Source organism: Salinimonas chungwhensis DSM 16280, assembly GCF_000378185.1.
Lineage (GTDB): Bacteria > Pseudomonadota > Gammaproteobacteria > Enterobacterales > Alteromonadaceae > Alteromonas > Alteromonas chungwhensis.
Genome location: NZ_KB899389.1, coordinates 22,850 through 43,753, shown reverse-complemented (window position 1 = coordinate 43,753; position 20,904 = coordinate 22,850). Strand labels below are relative to the sequence as shown.

The 20,904-nt window shown below is 46.0% G+C and carries 17 protein-coding genes; 13 read left to right on the top strand and 4 right to left on the bottom strand.

The genetic code is table 11. From position 1 onward, the window contains the following. The first annotated feature begins 20 nt into the window (after positions 1 to 20). The 9 genes from F458_RS0116230 to F458_RS0116190 all read left to right on the top strand — a co-directional run bounded on the left by F458_RS0116230 (position 21) and on the right by F458_RS0116190 (position 10,651). A complete protein-coding gene (locus F458_RS0116230; protein WP_018984493.1) occupies positions 21 to 1,883 on the top strand; it encodes a DUF885 domain-containing protein in 1,863 nt (620 codons plus the stop codon). Between the two features lie 196 nt (positions 1,884 to 2,079). Beyond that, positions 2,080 to 2,592: a sigma-70 family RNA polymerase sigma factor gene (locus F458_RS0116225; RefSeq protein WP_018984492.1), complete on the top strand. Its 513-nt coding sequence runs from the start codon at positions 2,080 to 2,082 to the stop codon at positions 2,590 to 2,592. Then, the gene (locus tag F458_RS0116220) at positions 2,585 to 3,292 is read left to right on the top strand and encodes a DUF3379 family protein (protein ID WP_018984491.1); all 708 of its coding nucleotides are present in this window, start codon (positions 2,585 to 2,587) and stop codon (positions 3,290 to 3,292) included. The genes F458_RS0116225 and F458_RS0116220 overlap by 8 nt, the downstream gene beginning before the upstream one ends. Before the next feature lie 133 nt (positions 3,293 to 3,425). Next, on the top strand, positions 3,426 to 4,934 hold the full coding sequence (putP, locus tag F458_RS0116215; RefSeq protein WP_018984490.1) for a sodium/proline symporter PutP: 1,509 nt from the start codon (positions 3,426 to 3,428) through the stop codon (positions 4,932 to 4,934). 256 nt (positions 4,935 to 5,190) lie between these two features. Then, positions 5,191 to 6,105, top strand: coding sequence for a sulfate adenylyltransferase subunit CysD (cysD, locus tag F458_RS0116210; RefSeq protein ID WP_018984489.1), 915 nt, complete (start codon positions 5,191 to 5,193; stop codon positions 6,103 to 6,105). A 1-nt stretch (position 6,106) separates the two neighbouring features. Further along, positions 6,107 to 6,700 carry an adenylyl-sulfate kinase gene (cysC, locus tag F458_RS0116205; RefSeq protein WP_018984488.1) on the top strand — a complete coding sequence of 198 codons (594 nt, stop codon included), beginning with the start codon at positions 6,107 to 6,109 and terminating at the stop codon, positions 6,698 to 6,700. A 2-nt stretch (positions 6,701 to 6,702) separates the two neighbouring features. Next, entirely contained in the window at positions 6,703 to 7,491 is a 789-nt protein-coding gene (gene cysQ / locus F458_RS0116200; RefSeq protein ID WP_018984487.1) for a 3'(2'),5'-bisphosphate nucleotidase CysQ, read from the top strand. Between the two features lies 1 nt (position 7,492). Continuing rightward, positions 7,493 to 8,908, top strand: a complete 1,416-nt coding sequence (cysN, locus tag F458_RS0116195; protein WP_018984486.1) for a sulfate adenylyltransferase subunit CysN — start codon at positions 7,493 to 7,495, stop codon at positions 8,906 to 8,908. A gap of 18 nt (positions 8,909 to 8,926) precedes the next feature. Next, the gene (locus F458_RS0116190; RefSeq protein WP_018984485.1) at positions 8,927 to 10,651 is read left to right on the top strand and encodes an SLC13 family permease; all 1,725 of its coding nucleotides are present in this window, start codon (positions 8,927 to 8,929) and stop codon (positions 10,649 to 10,651) included. Between the two features lie 52 nt (positions 10,652 to 10,703). On the opposite strand, the gene F458_RS0116185 is transcribed toward F458_RS0116190, so the two are convergent. Next, positions 10,704 to 11,897, bottom strand: a complete 1,194-nt coding sequence (locus F458_RS0116185; RefSeq protein WP_018984484.1) for an ABC transporter permease — start codon at positions 11,895 to 11,897, stop codon at positions 10,704 to 10,706. Between the two features lie 6 nt (positions 11,898 to 11,903). Continuing rightward, entirely contained in the window at positions 11,904 to 12,680 is a 777-nt protein-coding gene (locus F458_RS0116180) for an ABC transporter ATP-binding protein (protein ID WP_018984483.1), read from the bottom strand. 177 nt (positions 12,681 to 12,857) lie between these two features. On the opposite strand from F458_RS0116180, the gene F458_RS0116175 reads away from it, so the two are divergent. Further along, positions 12,858 to 13,562 carry a Yip1 family protein gene (locus F458_RS0116175; protein WP_018984482.1) on the top strand — a complete coding sequence of 235 codons (705 nt, stop codon included), beginning with the start codon at positions 12,858 to 12,860 and terminating at the stop codon, positions 13,560 to 13,562. Here the strand turns inward: F458_RS0116175 and F458_RS0116170 are convergent. After that, on the bottom strand, positions 13,543 to 14,412 hold the full coding sequence (locus F458_RS0116170) for a DUF3025 domain-containing protein (RefSeq protein WP_051085036.1): 870 nt from the start codon (positions 14,410 to 14,412) through the stop codon (positions 13,543 to 13,545). The two genes, F458_RS0116175 and F458_RS0116170, sit on opposite strands and share 20 nt — an antisense overlap. 70 nt (positions 14,413 to 14,482) lie before the next feature. Here F458_RS0116170 and F458_RS0116165 point away from each other — a divergent pair, with 70 nt between their 5' ends. Together F458_RS0116165 and asnB are read left to right on the top strand one after the other, a co-directional pair. Beyond that, positions 14,483 to 16,153, top strand: coding sequence for a M28 family metallopeptidase (locus tag F458_RS0116165; protein WP_018984480.1), 1,671 nt, complete (start codon positions 14,483 to 14,485; stop codon positions 16,151 to 16,153). A 205-nt stretch (positions 16,154 to 16,358) separates the two neighbouring features. Further along, positions 16,359 to 18,026, top strand: coding sequence for an asparagine synthase B (gene asnB / locus F458_RS0116160; protein ID WP_018984479.1), 1,668 nt, complete (start codon positions 16,359 to 16,361; stop codon positions 18,024 to 18,026). On the opposite strand, the gene F458_RS0116155 is transcribed toward asnB, so the two are convergent. Beyond that, positions 18,011 to 18,190: a hypothetical protein gene (locus F458_RS0116155; RefSeq protein WP_018984478.1), complete on the bottom strand. Its 180-nt coding sequence runs from the start codon at positions 18,188 to 18,190 to the stop codon at positions 18,011 to 18,013. The two genes, asnB and F458_RS0116155, sit on opposite strands and share 16 nt — an antisense overlap. 113 nt (positions 18,191 to 18,303) lie before the next feature. On the opposite strand from F458_RS0116155, the gene F458_RS20950 reads away from it, so the two are divergent. Continuing rightward, entirely contained in the window at positions 18,304 to 20,721 is a 2,418-nt protein-coding gene (locus F458_RS20950) for a hypothetical protein (RefSeq protein WP_018984477.1), read from the top strand. Positions 20,722 to 20,904: the final 183 nt, after the last annotated feature.

Genomic DNA, 20,904 nt, shown 5'->3' with positions numbered 1-20,904 from the left:
ACAAATATGAGGGTTACATCATGAAAACCACGTTTAAACTCGGCGCTATTGCACTCGCAATCAGTTCAGTTATGGCCTGCTCACCTGCCGAAAAAAGTACCCAGCAAACCAGTTCAACAACAGATTCCTCTACTGAACAAAGTACTCAGAATGTGAAAACCGAGTCAGAACGACTTAATGCATTTTTTGAACGAACGTTTGAAGAAGATCTTAAACGTTCACCCATGTATCAAAGTTATCTGGGTTACAAATGGGACTACGGTGAATGGGATGATATCGGTGAGGAAGCTCAGGATAAAGCTGCTGCAACTGCTAAAAACCGGTTAGAAGAGCTGGAAAATTTTGACACAGAAAAGCTTTCGGAGAAAGAAAAACTGAGTCTGGCGCTGTACCGTTATCAGTTGGAACTTGACCTGAAAAATGATGAGTTTCGTCACCATTCTTATTTAGTTAATCAGTTTCGTGGTCCCCATACAACGGTTCCCAGCTTCTTGATAAATATTCATCGCGTGTCAGATAAGTCTGATGCCCAGGCGTATATCAGTCGCCTCGATAAGGTGGATGACTTTTTCGAGCAAGTTATTGAGCAAATGAAGCTACGTGAAGAAGCGGGCGTGTTCCCTCCAAAATGGGCTTATGATCAAATGGTTCAGGCGGCTAATAATGTCATTTCCGGCGCGCCGTTTGATAACAGCGACACGCCTTCGACAATCTGGCAGGACGTTAACAAGAAAATAGACTCGCTGGATATTGAGCAGTCAGAAAAAGAGAGCTTGCGGGAAGAGGCAAAAGCGGCACTGCTTACGTCTGTTAAACCTGCTTACAATGACTTGATCGCAGCCTTTAAACAGCAGCAAGATAAAACCCCTGAAGGTGACGGAGTCTGGCGACTGCCAGAGGGCGAAAAGTGGTACAATAATCGACTGGCTCATTACACTACAACCGATCTTTCTGCCGATGAAATTCATGAAATCGGCCTGAAAAATGTCGAACGAATTCATGGTCAGATGAAAGAAATCATGAAGGAAGTAAACTTTGACGGCACGCTTAAAGAGTTTTTTGAATTCATGCGAAATGATGATCAGTTTTATTATGAAAACACCGAACAAGGCCGTCAGAGCTATCTGACTGAAGCCAAAGCGCATATCGATAAGATGCGTGACGCATTGCCTGAATATTTTGGTCTGGTGCCAAAAGCCGATATGATTGTCAAACGGGTGGAACCTTTTCGTGAGCAGTCAGCCGGCAAAGCATTTTATCAAAGCCCGTCGCAGGATGGATCCCGACCCGGCACCTATTACGCCAACCTTTACGATATGAAAGACATGCCAACTTATCAGATGGAAGCACTGGCTTATCATGAAGGGATCCCCGGGCACCATATGCAACGCGCTATAGCACAGGAACTAGAAGGCGTACCAATGTTTCAGAAGTTCCTGAGCGCCACGGCGTATACCGAAGGCTGGGGACTTTACAGTGAAGAATTGGCTAAGGATATGGGTTTTTATGAAGATCCGTATTCCGATTTTGGTCGACTCGCGATGGAGCTTTGGCGCGCATGTCGGCTTGTCGTAGACACCGGCATTCATAACCAAGAGTGGTCGCGTGAAGAAGCGATTGATTATCTGGTAAAAAACACACCAAACCCTAAGAATGACTCGGTAAAAGCCATCGAGCGCTATATTGCACTACCTGGCCAGGCCACGGCTTATATGATTGGTAAACTGAAGATTATGGAACTGCGGGACAAGGCGCAGAAAGAGCTGGGCGATAAGTTCACTTTTGCCGGGTTCCATGACGAAGTTCTCAAGGACGGACCGGTACCGTTAACTGTGCTTGAAGATAAAATCAACGACTGGATTGAAAAAACTAAACAAAGTTAACCAGCAAATATTCGTCAACAGGCCGGGTAGATACCCGGCTTTTTTATTTCCCTTGCGCACAAACAGCCTTTCTGGCGCTAAGTTCTGGCTATACTGCAGTACAGGCTGGTAAGTCTAAACGCAGGGTTAGCAGAACAGCCAAAAAATACCGTTAATTCTCGAAATATTTTTGCTGATGGTCAGGTCTTATCTTGTTATGAAAGAAAAGCAACAACGCTATGAAGCGCTGGTCCACGCATTTCACGCGGATATATACCGCTATGCGTATTTCCTGACGCGAGAAGCCAGCATCGCTGAGGATATTGTACAGGAAACATTTCTGCGCGCCTGGCGTTCACTGGATAAGTTGAAAGACGAAAAAGCTGCAAAATCCTGGCTTATCACCATTTTGCGTCGCGAAAACGCCCGTCGGTTTGAAAAAAAACAACTGGATACTGTAAATATTGATGAGCATGAAATAGCAGACCATACGTTTGAATCTCAAGACAATCTGGATAGTGCTGATCTTCAGCGTTTAATAAGTAAATTGTCTGAACCATACAGAGAGCCCCTCATACTTCAGCTTTTATTTGGTTTTAGTGGCGAGGAAATCGCTCAAGAACTTGGTTTGAATAAAAATACAGTAATGACACGCTTATTTCGCGCGCGTAGCCAGCTAAAAGAAATCCTGAGTAAACAATATCACCCGGGAGGCAAGCAAAATGGATGAACTGACATTTCGACGTCGTGTTTATGAAAATCCCGATACCACTGACCCGGAAATTCTCCGGGCAGCGGCAGAAGATCCGGCCAAGCGTTTGTTTCTTAAAGAAACACGACAAATGAATCAGCGCCTGAAAACAGCCGTTAACGTGGACGTTCCGGAAAATTTGGCGCACCGCCTTATTTGGCAGCAGAGCGCACAACAGTATAATCAACAGCGTCGTAAACAACGCTGGTATGTCGGTGTGGCAGCATCTCTGGCTTTACTTATCGGAATAACCAGCTCGGTATGGGTTATGACCCCGTCAGACCGACTCGAGGATTATGCCCTGGCTCACGTGACACATCTGGAAAAAGAACTTCCCGGCTCAGGCTACCAGACTGACTTGTCTTTAGTGAATGCAAAACTGGCCAGTTTTGGCGCCACGCTTACCGACTCTATTGGCGACATTGAAGTGGCTAACTTTTGTCATCTGCAGCTTACTCGCAGTCTGCATGTAATACTGAATACGCCTGCCGGAAAAATGTCAGTGTTTGTATTGCCTGATGACGCGGGTAAAGAATTACCCGACAGCTTTGGTAATGACATTTATGAAGGAAAGAGTTTCGGCGTTCAAAAAGCCAGAATCATGGTCGTTGGAAGTAAGGGCGCAGATTTAACGCCGCTGACTGAAAAGCTAAAACATAGCATACAGTTTTCTGCCTGACGGCGAAATCGCCTGGATTTCACAAGCGTTCCCTGATTCAAAGATTCTGAAGACAAACATAAAATCAATTTGTGCTGTTTCGTAGAGTGTTACGTAACTTCCTGTTAGCATGCCAGAAAAAAAGGAATCAAATATGGCAACAGGTACAATAATTTCACTGGGTTTATACTTCGTTGTAATGCTGGGGATCGGGCTTTTTGCTTATCGCCAGACTGATACCAATGTTGAGGGCTACATGCTGGGTGGGCGTCAGCTCGGTCCGGCCGTGACAGCGTTATCTGCTGGTGCCTCAGATATGAGTGGCTGGATGCTGATGGGCCTACCTGGCGCTATGTATGTGCAGGGTATTTCTGCCGGATGGATAGCCATTGGACTGGTTATCGGAGCGCTCGCAAACTACTTGCTGGTAGCGCCTCGTCTGCGCGTATTTACCGAAGTGGCAAAAAACTCTATTACACTACCAGATTACTTTGAAAACCGCTTTGCCGATAACACCCGTGTACTGCGAGTTATCGCCTCGGTGGTAATTGTCATTTTTTTCACCCTATATACCTCTTCCGGGGTTGTAGCTGGCGGCAAGCTCTTTGAAAGCTCATTTGGGTTGAGTTATGAAGTCGGTCTTTATGTGACCGCGGGGGTTGTGGTGACTTATACCCTTATCGGCGGCTTCATGGCGGTCAGCATGACCGACTTTGTGCAGGGCTGTATTATGTTTCTGTCGCTGGTGATGGTGCCTATTGTGGTTGTCATGGAGCTGGGTGGGCTCGATGCATCTGTGAATTCACTTAAGAGTATCGATCCGGCATTGTTTGATCCCTTTATGAATGCTGAAACAGGCACTGCAATTTCTGTTATAGGCATTATTTCGCTGGCCTCCTGGGGATTAGGCTATTTTGGCCAGCCCCATATTATCGTGCGTTTCATGGCGATTCGCTCGGTAAGGGATGTGCCTGCAGCCCGTAATATCGGTATGAGCTGGATGATAGTGTCCATTATTGGTGCGCTGATGACGGGTTTATTCGGTTTAGCGTATGTCACGGGAAACAATAACAGTATCGACCCTGAAACCGTGTTTATTTATCTTTCTCAAATTCTGTTTCATCCGTTAATTGGTGGGTTTTTACTGGCGGCAATCCTGGCAGCGATTATGAGTACGATCTCATCACAGCTACTGGTGACCTCCAGTTCATTAACAGAGGATTTCTACAAAGCGTTCCTGCGTCGGGATGCCTCAGATACAGAGCTGGTAATAGCAGGCCGTATTTCTGTCGTCGTCGTTGCAGCCGTGGCAATTTATCTGGCATATGACAGAGACAGTACTATCCTGACTCTGGTCAGCAATGCCTGGGCAGGCTTTGGTGCAGCATTTGGTCCACTGGTACTATTTAGTCTGTTTAAACGCAGTATGACTCGCAGAGCAGCATTAGGTGGCATGGTAGTGGGTGCTGTGACCGTATTGTTCTGGATTTACTTCCCTGTGGAGATTCAGGGCCAACGTTTGTCTGCCTGGATGTATGAAATTGTCCCTGGCTTTATTCTGTCCAGCCTGACCATCATGATTCTGTCCAAGTCAGGTACGCCCAGAGACGGCGTTGAAGACACGTTCGATGCATTTCAAAAGCAAATGAAAGAACACGCCTGATAGCGTTTTGTTGTAAATTAAAAACCACCGCTTAGTCGGTGGTTTTTTTATTTGTGGCTACATTATGCGGCCCACTCACCTGAACGTTTATGGTGCTGATTATGCAAGAGTATTTCAGACTTTTATGTCAGCGCACAAAAACAGGTATAAAAGTGCTATTTCGTATAGCTAAATAGCATACAACAAACTGATCTAAATATGTTAGGGTTCTATACATATAATCGTTTCATATATAACACGACAATCGGATCGAAAAATGACAGCAGAAATACCGTCTACTACCCATCTAAAGCAGCTTGAAGCCGAAAGCATCCACATTTTTCGCGAAGTAGCAGCCGAGTTTGATAATCCGGTAATGCTATATTCAGTAGGTAAGGATTCTTCGGTGTTATTGCACCTTGCCCGTAAGGCGTTTGCGCCTGGCAAAATCCCATTTCCGCTACTGCACGTGGATACCACCTGGAAATTCCAGGAAATGATTGAGTTTCGTGATCGCCAGGCTCAGAAATACGGTTTTGATCTGCTCGTTCATATCAACCAGGAAGGTGTCGAGCAAGGCGTAGGGCCATTTTCACATGGCAGTTCAAAACACACTGATATTATGAAGACTCAGTCGCTTAAGCAAGCACTCAACAAATATCAGTTCGATGCAGCCTTTGGTGGCGCGCGGCGGGATGAAGAAAAATCCCGCGCTAAAGAGCGGGTGTACTCGTTCCGCGACAGTAATCACCGCTGGGATCCTAAAAACCAGCGTCCTGAGTTATGGAATATCTATAATTCACAGGTTAATAAAGGCGAGAGTATTCGTGTTTTCCCTATGTCTAACTGGACAGAATTAGATATTTGGCAATATATCTATCTGGAAAACATCGACATTCCTTCGTTATATCTTGCAAAACCTCGCCCAGTGGTTGAACGCGACGGTGTGCTGATTATGGTTGATGATGACAGAATGCCATTGGAAGAAGGTGAAACACCTGAAATGCGTTCAGTTCGTTTTCGCACATTGGGCTGCTATCCACTAACCGGCGCTGTGGAATCGGAAGCAGACACCCTACCTGAGGTTATTCAGGAAATGCTGCTTACCAAAACTTCTGAGCGTCAGGGACGGGTTATTGATCATGATAGCGCCGGCTCGATGGAGAAGAAAAAAATGGAAGGATACTTCTAATATGGCTACCAACATTGTCTGGCACAAGCATGAGGTTAATAAGCAAACCCGCTCTGACAAGCTGGGCCAGAAGCCTCGCGTTATCTGGCTTACCGGGCTAAGCGGTTCGGGTAAATCCACGCTGGCCAATTTGCTTGAAAAAAAGCTTTATGATCAGGGTAAGCTAACCTATTTGCTGGATGGCGATAATGTGCGCCATGGTCTGTGCGGCGACCTGGACTTTTCTGATAAAGACCGGGTAGAAAATATCCGTCGTATCAGTGAAGTTGCAAAGCTATTTGTTGACTCTGGCGTGATGGTGTTGACGGCTTTTATTTCCCCTTTTCAGACGGACCGGGACTTTTGCCGCAATCTGCTCGAAGAACAAGAGTTTGTTGAAGTCTACGTCGATGTCCCTCTGGCAGTGTGTGAAAAACGCGATCCCAAGGGACTGTACAAGAAAGCGCGAAATGGCGAAATCAGAGATTTTACAGGTATTGATTCGACCTATGATGCACCGGTAAACCCGGAAGTCCATCTTGAATACAAGGATGAAAGCGCTGAAGCAACCGCAGAACGGCTTTTCAACCTATTAAACGATAAAGGATTGATTTAGTAATGGCACTACCTGATCCATTAGCAGAACAGGTTCTGCGTATCGCCAAGCTGGCGGGTGATGAAATAATGGCAATTTACGACAAAGATTTTGCCATTTACGAAAAGCAGGATACCAGTCCGCTTACAGAAGCGGATTTGGCTGCCCATAATGTCATCGCTGACGAATTGACAAAGATTTCCGACTTACCTGTGCTATCCGAAGAGTCAGCGGATATTTCCTGGGATGAACGCCAGACCTGGCAGCAATACTGGTTGGTCGATCCGTTGGATGGGACCAAAGAATTTATCAAAAAGAATGGTGAGTTCACCGTCAATATTGCATTGATTGATAACGGAAAGCCCACTATGGGTGTGGTTTATGCACCTGCCCAGAAAACCGCCTATATTGGTTTGGTAGGCAAAGGGGCGTGGCAACAGAAAGATGATGCCTTCACGTCTATCTCTGCAAAACCACACACCTCAGGTGAGACCTGGAAAGTGGTGGGTAGCCGGTCTCACCAAAGTCCTGAAATTAAAAATTTGCTTGAACAGCTTGAGGGTGAAACCGAGCTGGTCGCCATGGGAAGTTCTTTGAAACTTTGTCTGGTAGCAACCGGTGAAGCACATCTTTACCCCCGTCTCGGCCCTACGTCTGAGTGGGATACGGGCGCAGCGCATGCTGTAGCCGTTGCCGCAGGTGCCAGTGTTACTGTGCTGGATCCGGCGAACCCTCTGAATGCTGAAGCAGAAGACCTTTCTTATAATCAGAAAGAGTCTGTGTTAAACCCCTATTTTCTTGTGAGCGCATAGTATGAATAGCGAAAACAGCCTGTTAAAAGAAGACGTTCTGGCTTATCTGGAACAACACGAAAAGAAAGATCTACTCCGCTTTTTAACATGCGGTAGCGTAGATGACGGTAAGAGCACCCTGATTGGGCGTTTGCTTCACGACTCCAAAATGATCTATGAAGATCAACTTGCGGCGGTAACCAAAGACAGCAAGAAAATGGGCACAACTGGTGAAAAGGTTGACCTTGCTTTGCTGGTGGATGGTTTGCAGTCAGAGCGCGAACAGGGTATCACTATCGATGTTGCCTATCGGTACTTTTCTACTGACAGACGTAAATTCATCATTGCCGATACTCCCGGACATGAGCAATATACACGAAACATGGTTACCGGTGCGTCAACCTGTGATTTGGCAATCCTGATGGTAGATGCCCGCGCCGGCGTGAAAACCCAGACCAAGCGTCACTCGTTTTTAGCGAACCTGCTTGGTATTAAACACGTTATCGTAGCCATTAATAAAATGGACCTTATCGATTTTAGTGAAGAAAAATATAAAGAAATTCAGGCAGATTATCTGAAGTTTTCAGAAAACCTGGACTTCCCGGATATTCGTTTTGTACCTATCTCGGCCCTTGACGGCGACAACGTAGTCAACAAAAGCGAAAATATGCCTTGGTTTGAAGGCACGCCGCTTATGGAGCTTCTTGAAACCATCGAAGTTGGCAAGTATGTCAATACCAGCGATTTCCGGTTCCCGGTTCAATATGTAAATCGTCCAAACCTGGATTTTCGTGGCTTTGCGGGAACTGTTGTTTCCGGTGAAGTTAAACCCGGCGACGAGATTACTGCACTACCTTCAATGAAAACGTCTAAGATCAAATCGATTGTGACATTTGAGGGTGAACAGGATCGCGCGTATCCACCTCAGGCGGTAACGTTAACTTTAGAAGATGAAATAGATATTTCCCGTGGCGACATGATTGCCAAATCGGATAATCTGCCACTGCACAACAGCCAGTTTAAAGCACATTTGGTATGGATGGCTGAAGAGCCGATGATGCCAAACAAGCAATATAACTTTAAGTTTGCTACCAAGACCACTTCTGGCGCCGTTGCTCAGGTTAACCACCAGATTGATGTGAATACCCTTGAGGAAAAAGGCGCGGCGCATTTGAATCTGAATGAAATTGGTAATGTGGATCTTAAGTTTACGCAGCAAGTTGCCTGCGACCCCTACAAAAAAGCACCAGGTACTGGCGCGTTTGTGGTAATAGATCGAATGACTAACGGTACCGTTGGTGCCGGCATGATCATTGATGAATTATCCGGCAGTGAACAACATGCTTCTCAGCAATATTCAGAATTTGAACTTGAGTTCAATGAGCTGGTGAGAAAGCACTTCCCCCACTGGAATGCGACCGATATCAGCAAGCTGTAGACGCAGGTCCTATACAATATGGATGTAAATCAAATCATAGTGCTGGGGGCTTTCTTCAGCACTATTTTTGCGTTGATAATTACTAATCAACGCCCTTCTACAATATTTGCGTTAACCATGCTGGGCTTGCTTGTCACGCAACAAGTCAGTTTTGATGATATTTTGCAAAACCTGACTAACAAAGGTCTGGTTACGCTTGTATTGTTGCTAATGGTCAGCGCGGCCATTGACAAAACTGCCCTGATTAAGCGGCTGGGACGTAAACTGGTGACTGCCAGTTTTACCAGTTCATACTGGCGGTTGTTTGGCTTAACGTTCTTTTCTTCGGCTTTGCTCAACAATACCGCTATAGTGGCAAGTCTAATTGGCCCGGTGAAGCAAAATCAGCATCACCCAGCCTCCAAACTGCTTATTCCACTTTCTTACTCAGCGATTTTCGGCGGTACCGTTACGTTGATCGGTACCTCAACCAATCTTATAGTTGACAGCTTTTTGCAGGAACAGGGACATCCGGGGTTTGCGTTTTGGGATTTTACGCTGTTTGGGCTGGTCGCCGGTTTAAGCTGCGGTGTACTCATGTTTCTGATGACACGAATGCTACCGGATATTGCCAATAAAGAAACGAACTATCACGCCTACACAGTCGAAGCTGATGTGGATCCGGGATCGGAATTGATTGGCAAGACAGTAGAAGAAAATCATCTGAGAAATCTGCCTGAATTATTTTTGGTGGAAATTATTCGAGATGGCCATTTAATCTCGCCCATATCGCCAGATTTTGTCATCAACCAGAACGACAAACTGATATTTTCCGGAAATGTCCAGAAACTGGATAGCTTAAGTCATATCAAAGGTCTTACCACATTTGCTGAGGCCGATGGTATTTTGCGCGAGAACCTTACAGAAGTTATTGTTGCCAATCGCGCTCAGATTATTGGTCAATCGCTTAAAGCGCTGGGCTTCAGGGCGCTGTTTGATGCAGCAGTAGTCGCGATTCGCCGGGATGGTGAACAGCTTTCAGGCAAACTGGGCGACATTAAACTTCAGGCAGGGGATTTTCTGCTGCTTGCGGCCGGCCCAGATTTTCACTCGCGACAAAATCTGTCACGTAACTTTTTTGTTCTCTCGGAGCAAAAAATAAACCGTCCATTGAGTAATTTACAGGAGTGGATCACAGTAGGCGGGTTTCTTTCTGTGGTAGCGCTATCGGCAGCAGAAATTATTTCACTGGCAATTGGGTTATTGTTTTTTGCCGCTGTCCTGATTGGGGCCAGTGTAACTTCCAACGCCGAGGTTAAACGCAACCTTCCCCTTAATCTCATCGTAGTCATTGTAGGTGCGTTGAGTCTGGCTACCGCGTTAGAGAACTCAGGGGTGATAAATCTTAGCACTGATTTCCTAATGCCTTACCTGACTGATACCGATTGGTTTGTGGCGCTCATCGTGGTTTATCTGGCTACATTGTTGCTCACTGAGTTTGTGACCAATAATGCTGCTGCGGCACTTATGTTTCCTTTTGCCTATGGCCTGGTGGGAATTATTGGAGCGCCGCTTATGCCATTTGCACTGGCTGTGGCCTTTGCGGCGAGCGCAAGCTTTATATCACCTTATGGCTATCAGACAAACCTGTTGGTTTACAACGCGACAAATTACAACTTTGGTCATTTTGCAAAGTTTGGTCTGCCCATATCGTTGGCTTACTCTACTATCGTGTTGGTCATGCTGAACTGGTACTATTTGTAAAAATTAAAAAGGCGTTCTTATCCGAACGCCTTTTTTGCTCATCCCATACTGATTATCTGAACAATACTTTTTCCTTATTGAACCAGTGAACACAAAAACCTAACAACAAGCCTGCGATAATTGCTGTAGATCCAAAGATGCCAATTAACTGATAATAATCCATGGTCCCCTTTATCAGCTCTTTCATGGCCAGGGCGACATTGGTCAATGGCACCCACGCCCATACCCCTTCAAGTTCAATACCCGGTAAGGTGGCCAGTATCACAGGGACAATCACAAACATTACCAATGGGCCCATATAACCCTGCGCCTCTTTGAACGTCTTGGCATAGATAGATAAACTAAGCAGCAAGGCGGAAAAAATAGCGACCACCGGTATCAGCATAAAAAATATCAACGCCAGGTCCATTAAATCAATGGCGCCGAGGAATTTGTTGATGGCTTCTATAGCCAGCCCCTGGCCTACTAATACGCCCCAGATAGCCATACTGATTACGGTAATTAACGCAGTAGTAACGCCCGCCACTGCTATAGTAAGAAATTTACCCAGCACTATTTTATTACGATCGATAGGCGAAATAAGAAGCGTTTCCAGCGTCCCCCGCTCTTTTTCACCCGCCCCCAGATCCGCCGCTGGTATCATTCCCCCCTGCAGACATAAAATGAAGACCACATAGGCAACCATGCCGCCTACGATCTCGCCAATATTCTCGCGCGCGTCAGCAACATTAACTTCTTCAAGTGCAATAGGAGCAATTAGCGCCGCTTGCTGCTCCTCGGTGACATTCAAGCGCGCAAAGGCTTCGCGCTGGACGCGGTCGGCAATAGGTTCAATGAGTGTATTAAGGCGTGATTTGATGGCATTAAAGCCTGCTCCATTGTAGTAAAGCTGAAGCTGGTTCTGATTGACCTGAAGCGGATCAGTACTGAAGTTACCCGGCACTTTTAATACAAAATCGACCTGATCAGTTTTGACCCATTCACGGATATCTGCATCTTCAGGCATCTGAATAGCCTCAAAGCCTTCAGACTCTCTGATCGCAGTGGTCAGTTCAGGCGCACTTTGAGGATTAACAATTGCGTATTTTAGTGTTTCACTTTGGGCATCTTTAGCCGCTTTACTGGAAAAATACGCGACACCACCGATAATTACCGGAAACAAAAGCAGTGGTAACAAAATCATAAAGAACATGGTTTTTTTATCTCTAACCACCTCTTTAAGCTCTTTTAGAAATACTTTCCACATAGTCGATTACTTCCCTGCTAGTGAATTAAGAAAAGCCTGATGTAAGGACCCGGGCGCTAGATTTTTGAAGGTTTCCACAGTATCGTTGAACACTGAACGACCATGATTAATGACTGTAACCCGATCACATAGTTCACCCACCTCGCCCAGGTGATGTGTGGAAAATATTACCGGAACACCTTTTTCTTTAAGGCTGTTAATAAAATCCAGTACGGTTTGTGCGGCCATGATATCCAACCCCGTGGTGGGCTCATCTAACACGACCAGCGACGGATCGTGAATGACCGACCTGGCAATAGCGGTTTTTTGTTTCATGCCGGTGGAATAATTGTCGCACTTTCGATCTAAGAATGTGTGTAAGTCCAGTACCTCAGACAGTTGGTCAATTTTCTCGTTGATGGCCTGCGTCGTCATCCCGTGTAATTGCCCGAAGTAAGCGATATTTTCACGGCCGGTGAGCCGACCATATAATCCGGTTGCGCCGGATAAAAAGCCAATAGCCTTGCGGGCTACCAGCGGCTTTTTAACGACGCTGACGCCGTCAATTTCAATATCTCCGCTATCGGGTTTTAACGCGGTTGACAACATCCGCAACGTCGTGGTTTTTCCCGCGCCGTTTGGCCCTAGTAAACCAAGCACTTCACCTTTTTGGCAGGTGAGAGAGACATCCTGCACAGAGTGGAAATACTTACCACTTAAACGCGGATCCTGACGTTCCTGCTCACTCAGCTTTTTGGGATTTTCCACAGCGAATTTTTTCGCTAAGTGGCTTATTTTTATCATTGTTACTCCTTAACAAAAGCGATACTGCTAGTCGTCCACTTTACTGATAAAACATTACATCGCACAGTAAAATTGCTTCAAGATGTTTCAGGTACAGTTTTTTTATTTGAAAAAAAGGTATGCTATTCAGGCAATTCAGACCAATTACCTCATTTAACAAGATACAAGGAGCAACGGATGCAAACTGTCAGCAACCCTATTCAGGCCTGTAATAATATTTTTTTCAAACCCCGCGGGGTATTTCAGGCGCTGGCCCATAAAAATAACTGGTCCTGGATTCCTTTTATTCTCATCGTTGCAGCCGCGATGGTCACCAATTACCTATACTTTTCAATGGTAGACTTCGAATGGTTTGTGGAAAGAACTATTGCTGGAATGGGCGATGTTTCACCTGCCGAAATTGAGCAGGCACGCAGCATGCAAAAGCTTCAGTTTTATAAGATATCAGCCCTGGTAGGGCCAGTAATTGCCATGCCGTTATTTAATGCTATCGTCGCGTTGTATCTGCATTTAACCACAAAGTCCGATGAAAAAAATGTTCAGGGTTATACAGACTGGTATGGAATGACCTGGTGGATAATGATGCCAATGCTGGTAACGTCCCTGGTCGCACTGATACTCATGGCTCTGGCGGATAATCACCAAATTTCCCTTAATATCTTACAACCTCTTTCGCTGGCCTACGTGTTAAGTGTGGATATGAATTCCCCCTGGCTGTCACTGGCTCAGGCAGCCAGCCCAATCACTCTATGGACAATCTATCTGGCGATTGTCGGTATCACCCAGTGGACCAGCTTTTCCTCAAAAACAGCAGCCGTTATCGCTATCGCTCCTTATGCAATTATTTATGGGATTTGGGCCATTACTCTACTGCTGATGTAAGTGGCAACTGTGGCGTCGGGGCAACCGAACGCTTTGGTCTGAAATAATCCTGGTTGGCATAAAAGGCACCATCCTGCGCAAAATGCCAGCCAGGCACGCCAAGTAATGGTAGGGGTGGTAGTGCACTGGCCATGGAGAAGTTAGCGAGCTTGTCGATTTGGGTTAGCATGCCTGAATCAAGAGCCTGTAGCTGCTCCATATTGCTCATTGTATCAAAGTCAGCTGGCACAGTTACGGCCAACCACTTTCCGGTAAGTCCGATAAAGGGTGACAGCAACATCTCATAATTAGCATGGCCAAATACCCGCGGAAAGATGATTTTATCCCATGCATTTTTGTGGGTCAGAAACGCAGATTGCCACTGATGATTTGCCAGTAAATTAAGTATCTCATTGCCCTCCCCCAGCCTGTTCTCAGGAATAGCCAATATCACACCGCACTCATCGAAATGCGTAATATGATTGCGCCGCCTGGTGCGAGGATGTAACCCGGCCTGCCTGATGTCGTGGACGTGCAGTTGATTCAACCGCCACTTGGTGGCGGGATATTGCATCCAGATGCAGGCATTAAATAAGTCGTGCCAGCTATTTTCTCGGGTCGGCACACATGCATCCTGACTAATAATTTGTTCGTAATAACGAGATTCATCATTGTCATAGGCTGCCTGTGCGACAAAATTGGGCCCGGTCCAGGTGTGGTTATGCAACTTGACGGCACCTGAAGATAATTGCTGTGGTGATGGGAAAGTGTGATACCTGTTTAGTTTGAGCTCGGTAAGTAACTGAGTGACCAGAAAGGAGCATCCTGAGTCAGAAGAGACCGGAGGCCAGTTCGCGCCGTTCGAATTCATAAAACAGTATTGGTTCGCCTGATGAGTTTCTCTATACTGGTACTCATTGTAGAGCAAACAGAGACCAACAATGAAAAAAATTATCTTGCCGGTGCTGATACCCGTCCTTATGGGCGTTGCAGCCTGCTCTGAAGAAAATACCGACAGCCAGAATAAAGCGACCTCGTCAGACATGGCCCAGGCGCCGTCTAATTTTGATGAAGCTTATGACAGCATTACTGCAGAAAAAATTGAAGCGCCTTTAAAAACACTTTCATCCGATGAATTTGAAGGACGGCTCCCCACCACGGCGGGGGAAAAGAAAACTCTCGACTATCTTATCAGCGAATTTAAAGCAGCAGGCTTTGAGCCCGGCAACGGAGAGAGTTTTTTACAACAAGTTGAACTGATGGAAATTACTGCTAATCCAGACATGCAAATGACCATCGGCGATAATGTATTTGCATACAAAGAAGATATGGTAGCGTCTTCAAAACGTGAACAGGCAGAAGTCAAATTAACCGACTCTGAACTGGTTTTTGTGGGTTATGGTGTCAACGCGCCGGAGTATAACTGGAACGACTACGAGGGCGTTGATGTAACAGGCAAAACAGTGGTTATACTGATAAATGATCCTGGCTTTGCCAATCCGGATGGCAAACAGTTCCAGGGTAAAAAAATGACCTATTATGGTCGCTGGAGCTACAAGTATGAAGAAGCCAGTCGCCAGGGCGCGGCGGCGGCAATCATTGTCCATGAAACCGCGCCTGCTTCTTATCCCTGGTCAGTGGTAGCCAATAGCTGGAGCGGCCCTCAGTACGGTCTGGTAAGCCAGGATGGCGGTGCCAGTCGCGTTGCTGTAGAAGGATGGCTGACACTGGATGCAGCAAAAGAGGTTTTTGCCGATGCAGGTATGGACTTCGCGGAACAAAAAGCAAAAGCTATGAAAGGTCCTTATCATCAGGCGATGGACATCGCGGCTTCAGTAACGGTTAGCAACACGTTTAAAAAATCACAAAGCAATAATGTGATAGCAACCTTGCCTGGTGAGAAAATGCCCGATGAACATGTTATATACACGGCACACTGGGATCATTTGGGTAAAGATGAATCATTAGAAGGCGACCAGATTTATAACGGTGCTCATGATAACGCCACTGGCACCGCTGCAAGTCTAGTAATGGCGCAGGCGTTTGGCAGGCTTGCACCCCGCCCTGACCGGTCTATCAGCTTTTTAATTGTCACCGCAGAAGAACAGGGATTACTGGGCTCTAAGTATTATGCCTCTAACCCCGTTATTCCGATGAAAAATACTGTTGCAAATATCAATATGGATGCAATGAATGTATTAGGCAAAACGAAAGATGTGGCGGTAGTGGGTAAAGGTAAATCTGAAATGGAGTCCTATCTGGCCAACGCTGCTGAACGACAGAATAGAACTCTGACTGAAGAAGATAAACCAGAAGCCGGGTATTATTACCGGTCAGATCACTTCAGCTTCGCCAAGCAGGGCGTGCCAGCACTTTATGCAGAAGGTGGCAGTACACCAGCGGACGAGGCTACCGCCAAATATCGCAAACGCATGAATGTAATTGTTACCGGCTGCTATCACCAGGTTTGTGATGAGTACCGTGATGATTGGGATCTAAGTGGTATTGCGCAGGATACTCGCCTGCTGTTTGATGTGGGTGTGCACGTTGCCAATGCAAAGCAATGGCCGCAATGGAGCAAGCAAAGCGAGTTTCAACGCCAGCAAAATTAATAATTACAGCCACCTTCGGGTGGCTTTTTTTATCATGGGCACAAACTCCCTGTATTGAAGCAAGTTTCTGCTTGCTTTTTCTGTTCACAATGGCACATTCATAAACAGGGCTGTACACCGAATAAGAATAAAAACGACGACGCTATACAGCACGCGACAGAAAACACCACTTGTTTAAATTTTGTGAAAAGAGAGAGCCCGTTTTATGTGTGGTATTTTCGGTATCCTGGACATTAAAACCGATGTGTCCGAACTCAGAACTCAGGCTTTAGAGCTTGCCAAGTTGTTGCGCCACCGCGGCCCTGACTGGTCTGGTGTTTGGAATAATAATAATACCATTCTGTGTCATGAAAGGTTGGCCGTTGTTGATGTAGACACTGGTGCGCAACCGCTCATCAGTCAGAATAATCAGCAAGTCCTTGCCGTTAATGGTGAGATTTATAATCATAAGTCTTTGGCTGAGGGGCTATCAAATCCTTATCCTTTCAAAACGCGCTCTGATTGCGAAGTTATCTTACCGCTTTTTCAGGAGCGCGGCGTATCCTTTATTGATGAACTGGAGGGTATGTTTGCGTTTATCTTATATGATGATGAACAGGATGCGTACCTGATCGCACGGGACCATATGGGGATCATACCGCTTTACACCGGCTATGATGAACATGGTAATTTTTACGTTGCCTCCGAGATGAAAGCGCTGGCCCCTATCTGTAAAACTATTAGCGAATTCCCCCCTGGTCACTATCTTTGGAGTAAAGACGGTGAAGTGACTCGCTATTATCAGCGTGACTGGATGGATTATGCCAATGTGAAGGATAACGAAACAGATCTTGGGGAATTAAAAGACGCATTTGAAAAGTCAGTTAAGTCTCATCTGATGTCAGATGTTCCCTATGCTGTGCTGTTATCCGGCGGGTTGGATTCGTCACTTGTTTCGGCTGTGGCAGCGCAGTATGTTGCTAAGCGTGTTGAGGATGAAGATAAAACTGATGCCTGGTGGCCTCGGCTGCATAGTTTTGCAGTGGGCCTGGAAGGCTCCCCGGACTTACTTGCCGCAAAGAAGGTGGCTGACAAAATTGGTACGGTGCATCATGAGGTACATTTTACCATTCAGGAAGGTCTGGACGCGATTCGTGATGTTATTTTCAAGCTGGAAACCTACGATGTAACCACTATCCGTGCTGCCACCCCTATGTATCTGATGACCCGAAAAATTAAAGCGATGGGGATAAAGATGGTGCTATCGGGTGAAGGCGCTGACGAAATTTTTGGTGGTTATCTGTATTTTCATAAAGCGCCAGATGCGCAATCTTTTCATGAAGAAACAGTACGTAAACTGGAACGCTTGCATATGTTCGATTGTGCCCGAGCCAATAAAGCTACCAGCGCTTGGGGTGTAGAGGCGCGCGTCCCGTTTTTAGATAAAAACTTCATTGACGTGGCCATGCGGCTCAACCCGAAAGATAAGATGTGCCTGGATGGAAAAATCGAAAAGTGGATTCTGCGTAAAGCATTTGATGACGGAAATACATTACCCGAAGATGTATTGTGGCGGCAGAAAGAACAGTTTGGAGACGGTGTCGGTTACTCCTGGATTGATTCGGTCAAAGCATTTGTTGAAGAGCAGGTGTCCGATAAACAAATGGCCACAGCTGAATTCCGCTTTCCGGTAAATACGCCGGATACTAAGGAAGGCTATTATTATCGCACCATTTTTGAAAGTTATTTCCCGCAGGAAAGTGCTGCCCGCTGCGTCCCTGGAGGTAAGTCAATTGCCTGTAGTACCGCTGAAGCACTAGAGTGGGATGAAAGTTTCAAGCAAAATGCAGATCCCTCAGGTCGCTCAATGAAAGGTGTTCACGGTAGCACCTGATTCTGACAGCAGCGATAATGGTCAATTATCGCTGCTGAATCATCACCATTATTTCTGCTCATGCTATCTTCCCCAAAGTCAGTTACACTATCCAAATAACCATCGATTTCAGTCAGGATGATTGAACCCGTTAGCAAAACTAACAATGCTGTTTCCATCATCATACAAAATCATTAGCAAAACTGTGATCTTTTCCGATTTTTGACTGATATAAACGGCAATACCATAAAAATGGGTTGTTGATGGTTGGACATTAGCAATTAGGAAAGGAATTATTATGCTTAAAAAAGCAACGCTCACACTTGCTGTCGCTCTGGCGTTTTCTCAAAACGGATTTGCTTCAGCACAACCTGATTACACCGTGAAACGGGAGTCAGTATCATCCATAACGCTTGCCGAAGTAAAAGAGGCATTATCTTTTAAACAGGATATTGTCATCAATGATACGGCTTATATTTATGATTCGCAGACAACAGACCGCTTTGGTCAAACTTACCGTTATCAGGCATTTGACTCCTCAGATAAACTGGTTTTTCGTAAACGCGGAGACGCGGTTAGCGCGCTGTTGTTTGAAAACGGCGTACAGAAATCGTTGAGTTTGACTGATAACGGTGGAACACTGTCTCGTTATCAGTCAACAGTTACCGGTAAAGAGCCAGGTATACCGGCTATTCAACAACCAACTGCTTCGCCCTGGTGGCATTCATTACGCCCTACAAATATTGACACTAAACAAACGGTTACTGAAACTATTTCGGAATTGTCTGAGACAGCGGGTGCGGCATTTTTTATATCTGCAGATTCGTATGTAGCCGCTGAAGCTGTCGCCTCTGATACCAGTGATGACGTATCACCAGAGTCGATTATTGAGCAAGATTTAGCAGTATTTAATACTGCACTATCTGAAGCTGGGGTAGACGATGTCGCGGTCGGCATTCTCAATTATTACCTTATTGCTGATGATAAAGGTGGGTTCTTTGCAAATGATGACGTAATGGCTAAGGCTGAGTTTGGAGCCGGCGAAGCCGATTTTGTTAGCACCATGCATGTCAGTGATTTTGAAGATAATTTTGATAGCCGTGCCAACACGCGCGTTGTAACCAACAACGATCCCGCAAACGCAGAGCAAAGCTTGCGATTTGTTAAGGAATCACACGTTAAATATTTGCCGTTTAGTAGTGATAAACTCGCGCATGCGTTTGGCCATAACTTAGCGCTCAATCATGAGCGGAGCTCACTAGACCAAGTAGTACCTGGTGCGCTTCCTTACGCTTTTTTAGAACCTTCTGAAACCGCGACAATTATGGCATCGAGTAATGACGCTGATGCAGAGCGCGTAGCATTTTTCTCCAACCCTGACGAAGTGGTCGATGGTATCACTATTGGTGTAGAAGATAGTAGGGATGATGCGGCGGATAACGCCCAGTTTCTACGCAAAACAGCTAAACTTTCAATGAATGGGACTAACCTTAAAAGCTCATCTTCATTGGCGATTAACGACTCAGAAGTTACGTTAAGCTGGACGCCCATGCCGGAGACGGTCAAGCAAACTCTTATTGGATCCAGTTACAACTGTAATTTGTATCGTACAGACCTGAATACTTTCACCTCGGGCACAGGTAGTACCCTGATTGACTTGGGCCCCTCTCAATCTTCTGTTGCTATTGATGCATCCACAAGTTCATGCCTTGTTATTGTTAACTGGATTGAAATAGAAGACAACACTCTTCCGATTATCCGCGTTATGCAGGAATACCGTGGTGATGCTGGCTTTTTTGTTGACAACGTTAACGTGTCTACCGAACCGGGTTCTACAACCACCGTTCCTGTCTACGTAGCTGATGGAGATATTTCTAATAATGATATCGACCTTTACTTTTCTAAGTTATCTGGCAGTACATTCGCGGACATTCCCTATGAAGAGGCAGACGCAGTTCAGCAATTTCTCACTGTTACAGTTTCAGGCTCTGGAAATAATCGGGAACTGACGTTTGAAATCAGTGACGACTATACTGATTCTTTTGATTGGATTGAATCGCTAGCGAGTACTGAAATTCAACCTCAGCTGCTGCGTATGTTTGTCAACCTGGCAGGTACCAACGAAACCTATTCATTGAGCCTGGATATGCGAGGCATGTTCGAGGCGATTCCTCGCGCCACGGCATCCACCCTGGTGGGTAAGGTCGGCAGTAATGGTGGTCAGGCTCAGGTAACAGTTACCGATACATTCGATCAAGATGATATTGAAGTCAGCGTTATTTCCGATGCTTTCTCTAATTGGACTCCAGGATATGATGTCTCTCAGGATGGTGGTGAGACCACGGTTTCTGTATCGGCGCCCGCCGGCATGTTTGATGACGTTGATGATGAGTACGCCATCGTTAAAATAACCTTTGGTGATAGCCGGTTGTACAAACAGGTCGGATTTATAGAGTCAATGACGTCCGAAGATGATTCTGATGACGGCGGCGACGGCGGTTCTGGCGGCGACGGCGGTTCAGGCGGCGACGGCGGTTCAGGCGGCGACGGCGGTTCTGGTAGCGACGGCGGTTCAGGCGGCGACGGCGGTTCTGGTAGCGACGGCGGTTCTGACGGCGGTAGTAGCTCTGGCGGCGGTGGCGGCGGCTCGCTGGGTATTGCTGGCTTGTTATCTCTGGCACTGATAGGTCTTCGTCGCAGGCTCACAATTAAGTAGTAGTTTTATGTTTTAGATATGAAGCCTGGTCACATGCACCAGGCTTTTTTAATTCCATTGCGCCTTTCCGGCTCACAACCTTGCCACCAACCTTCCAGGTTTGTCTGAAAAATAATCAAAAAAAGCTTGCTCTTTTAGATTACACGTGTAATCTAAATTCTAAGACTACAACTGTAATCAAAT

What these genes read in the sequence shown, in the direction of transcription:
- F458_RS0116230 (WP_018984493.1), top strand. Translation starts at nt 21, where the DNA reads ATGAAAACCACGTTTAAACTCGGCGCTATTGCACTCGCAATCAGTTCA.
- F458_RS0116225 (WP_018984492.1), top strand. Translation starts at nt 2,080, where the DNA reads ATGAAAGAAAAGCAACAACGCTATGAAGCGCTGGTCCACGCATTTCAC.
- F458_RS0116220 (WP_018984491.1), top strand. Translation starts at nt 2,585, where the DNA reads ATGGATGAACTGACATTTCGACGTCGTGTTTATGAAAATCCCGATACC.
- putP (WP_018984490.1), top strand. Translation starts at nt 3,426, where the DNA reads ATGGCAACAGGTACAATAATTTCACTGGGTTTATACTTCGTTGTAATG.
- cysD (WP_018984489.1), top strand. Translation starts at nt 5,191, where the DNA reads ATGACAGCAGAAATACCGTCTACTACCCATCTAAAGCAGCTTGAAGCC.
- cysC (WP_018984488.1), top strand. Translation starts at nt 6,107, where the DNA reads ATGGCTACCAACATTGTCTGGCACAAGCATGAGGTTAATAAGCAAACC.
- cysQ (WP_018984487.1), top strand. Translation starts at nt 6,703, where the DNA reads ATGGCACTACCTGATCCATTAGCAGAACAGGTTCTGCGTATCGCCAAG.
- cysN (WP_018984486.1), top strand. Translation starts at nt 7,493, where the DNA reads ATGAATAGCGAAAACAGCCTGTTAAAAGAAGACGTTCTGGCTTATCTG.
- F458_RS0116190 (WP_018984485.1), top strand. Translation starts at nt 8,927, where the DNA reads ATGGATGTAAATCAAATCATAGTGCTGGGGGCTTTCTTCAGCACTATT.
- F458_RS0116185 (WP_018984484.1), bottom strand. Translation starts at nt 11,897, where the DNA reads ATGTGGAAAGTATTTCTAAAAGAGCTTAAAGAGGTGGTTAGAGATAAA.
- F458_RS0116180 (WP_018984483.1), bottom strand. Translation starts at nt 12,680, where the DNA reads ATGATAAAAATAAGCCACTTAGCGAAAAAATTCGCTGTGGAAAATCCC.
- F458_RS0116175 (WP_018984482.1), top strand. Translation starts at nt 12,858, where the DNA reads ATGCAAACTGTCAGCAACCCTATTCAGGCCTGTAATAATATTTTTTTC.
- F458_RS0116170 (WP_051085036.1), bottom strand. Translation starts at nt 14,412, where the DNA reads ATGAATTCGAACGGCGCGAACTGGCCTCCGGTCTCTTCTGACTCAGGA.
- F458_RS0116165 (WP_018984480.1), top strand. Translation starts at nt 14,483, where the DNA reads ATGAAAAAAATTATCTTGCCGGTGCTGATACCCGTCCTTATGGGCGTT.
- asnB (WP_018984479.1), top strand. Translation starts at nt 16,359, where the DNA reads ATGTGTGGTATTTTCGGTATCCTGGACATTAAAACCGATGTGTCCGAA.
- F458_RS0116155 (WP_018984478.1), bottom strand. Translation starts at nt 18,190, where the DNA reads ATGATGATGGAAACAGCATTGTTAGTTTTGCTAACGGGTTCAATCATC.
- F458_RS20950 (WP_018984477.1), top strand. Translation starts at nt 18,304, where the DNA reads ATGCTTAAAAAAGCAACGCTCACACTTGCTGTCGCTCTGGCGTTTTCT.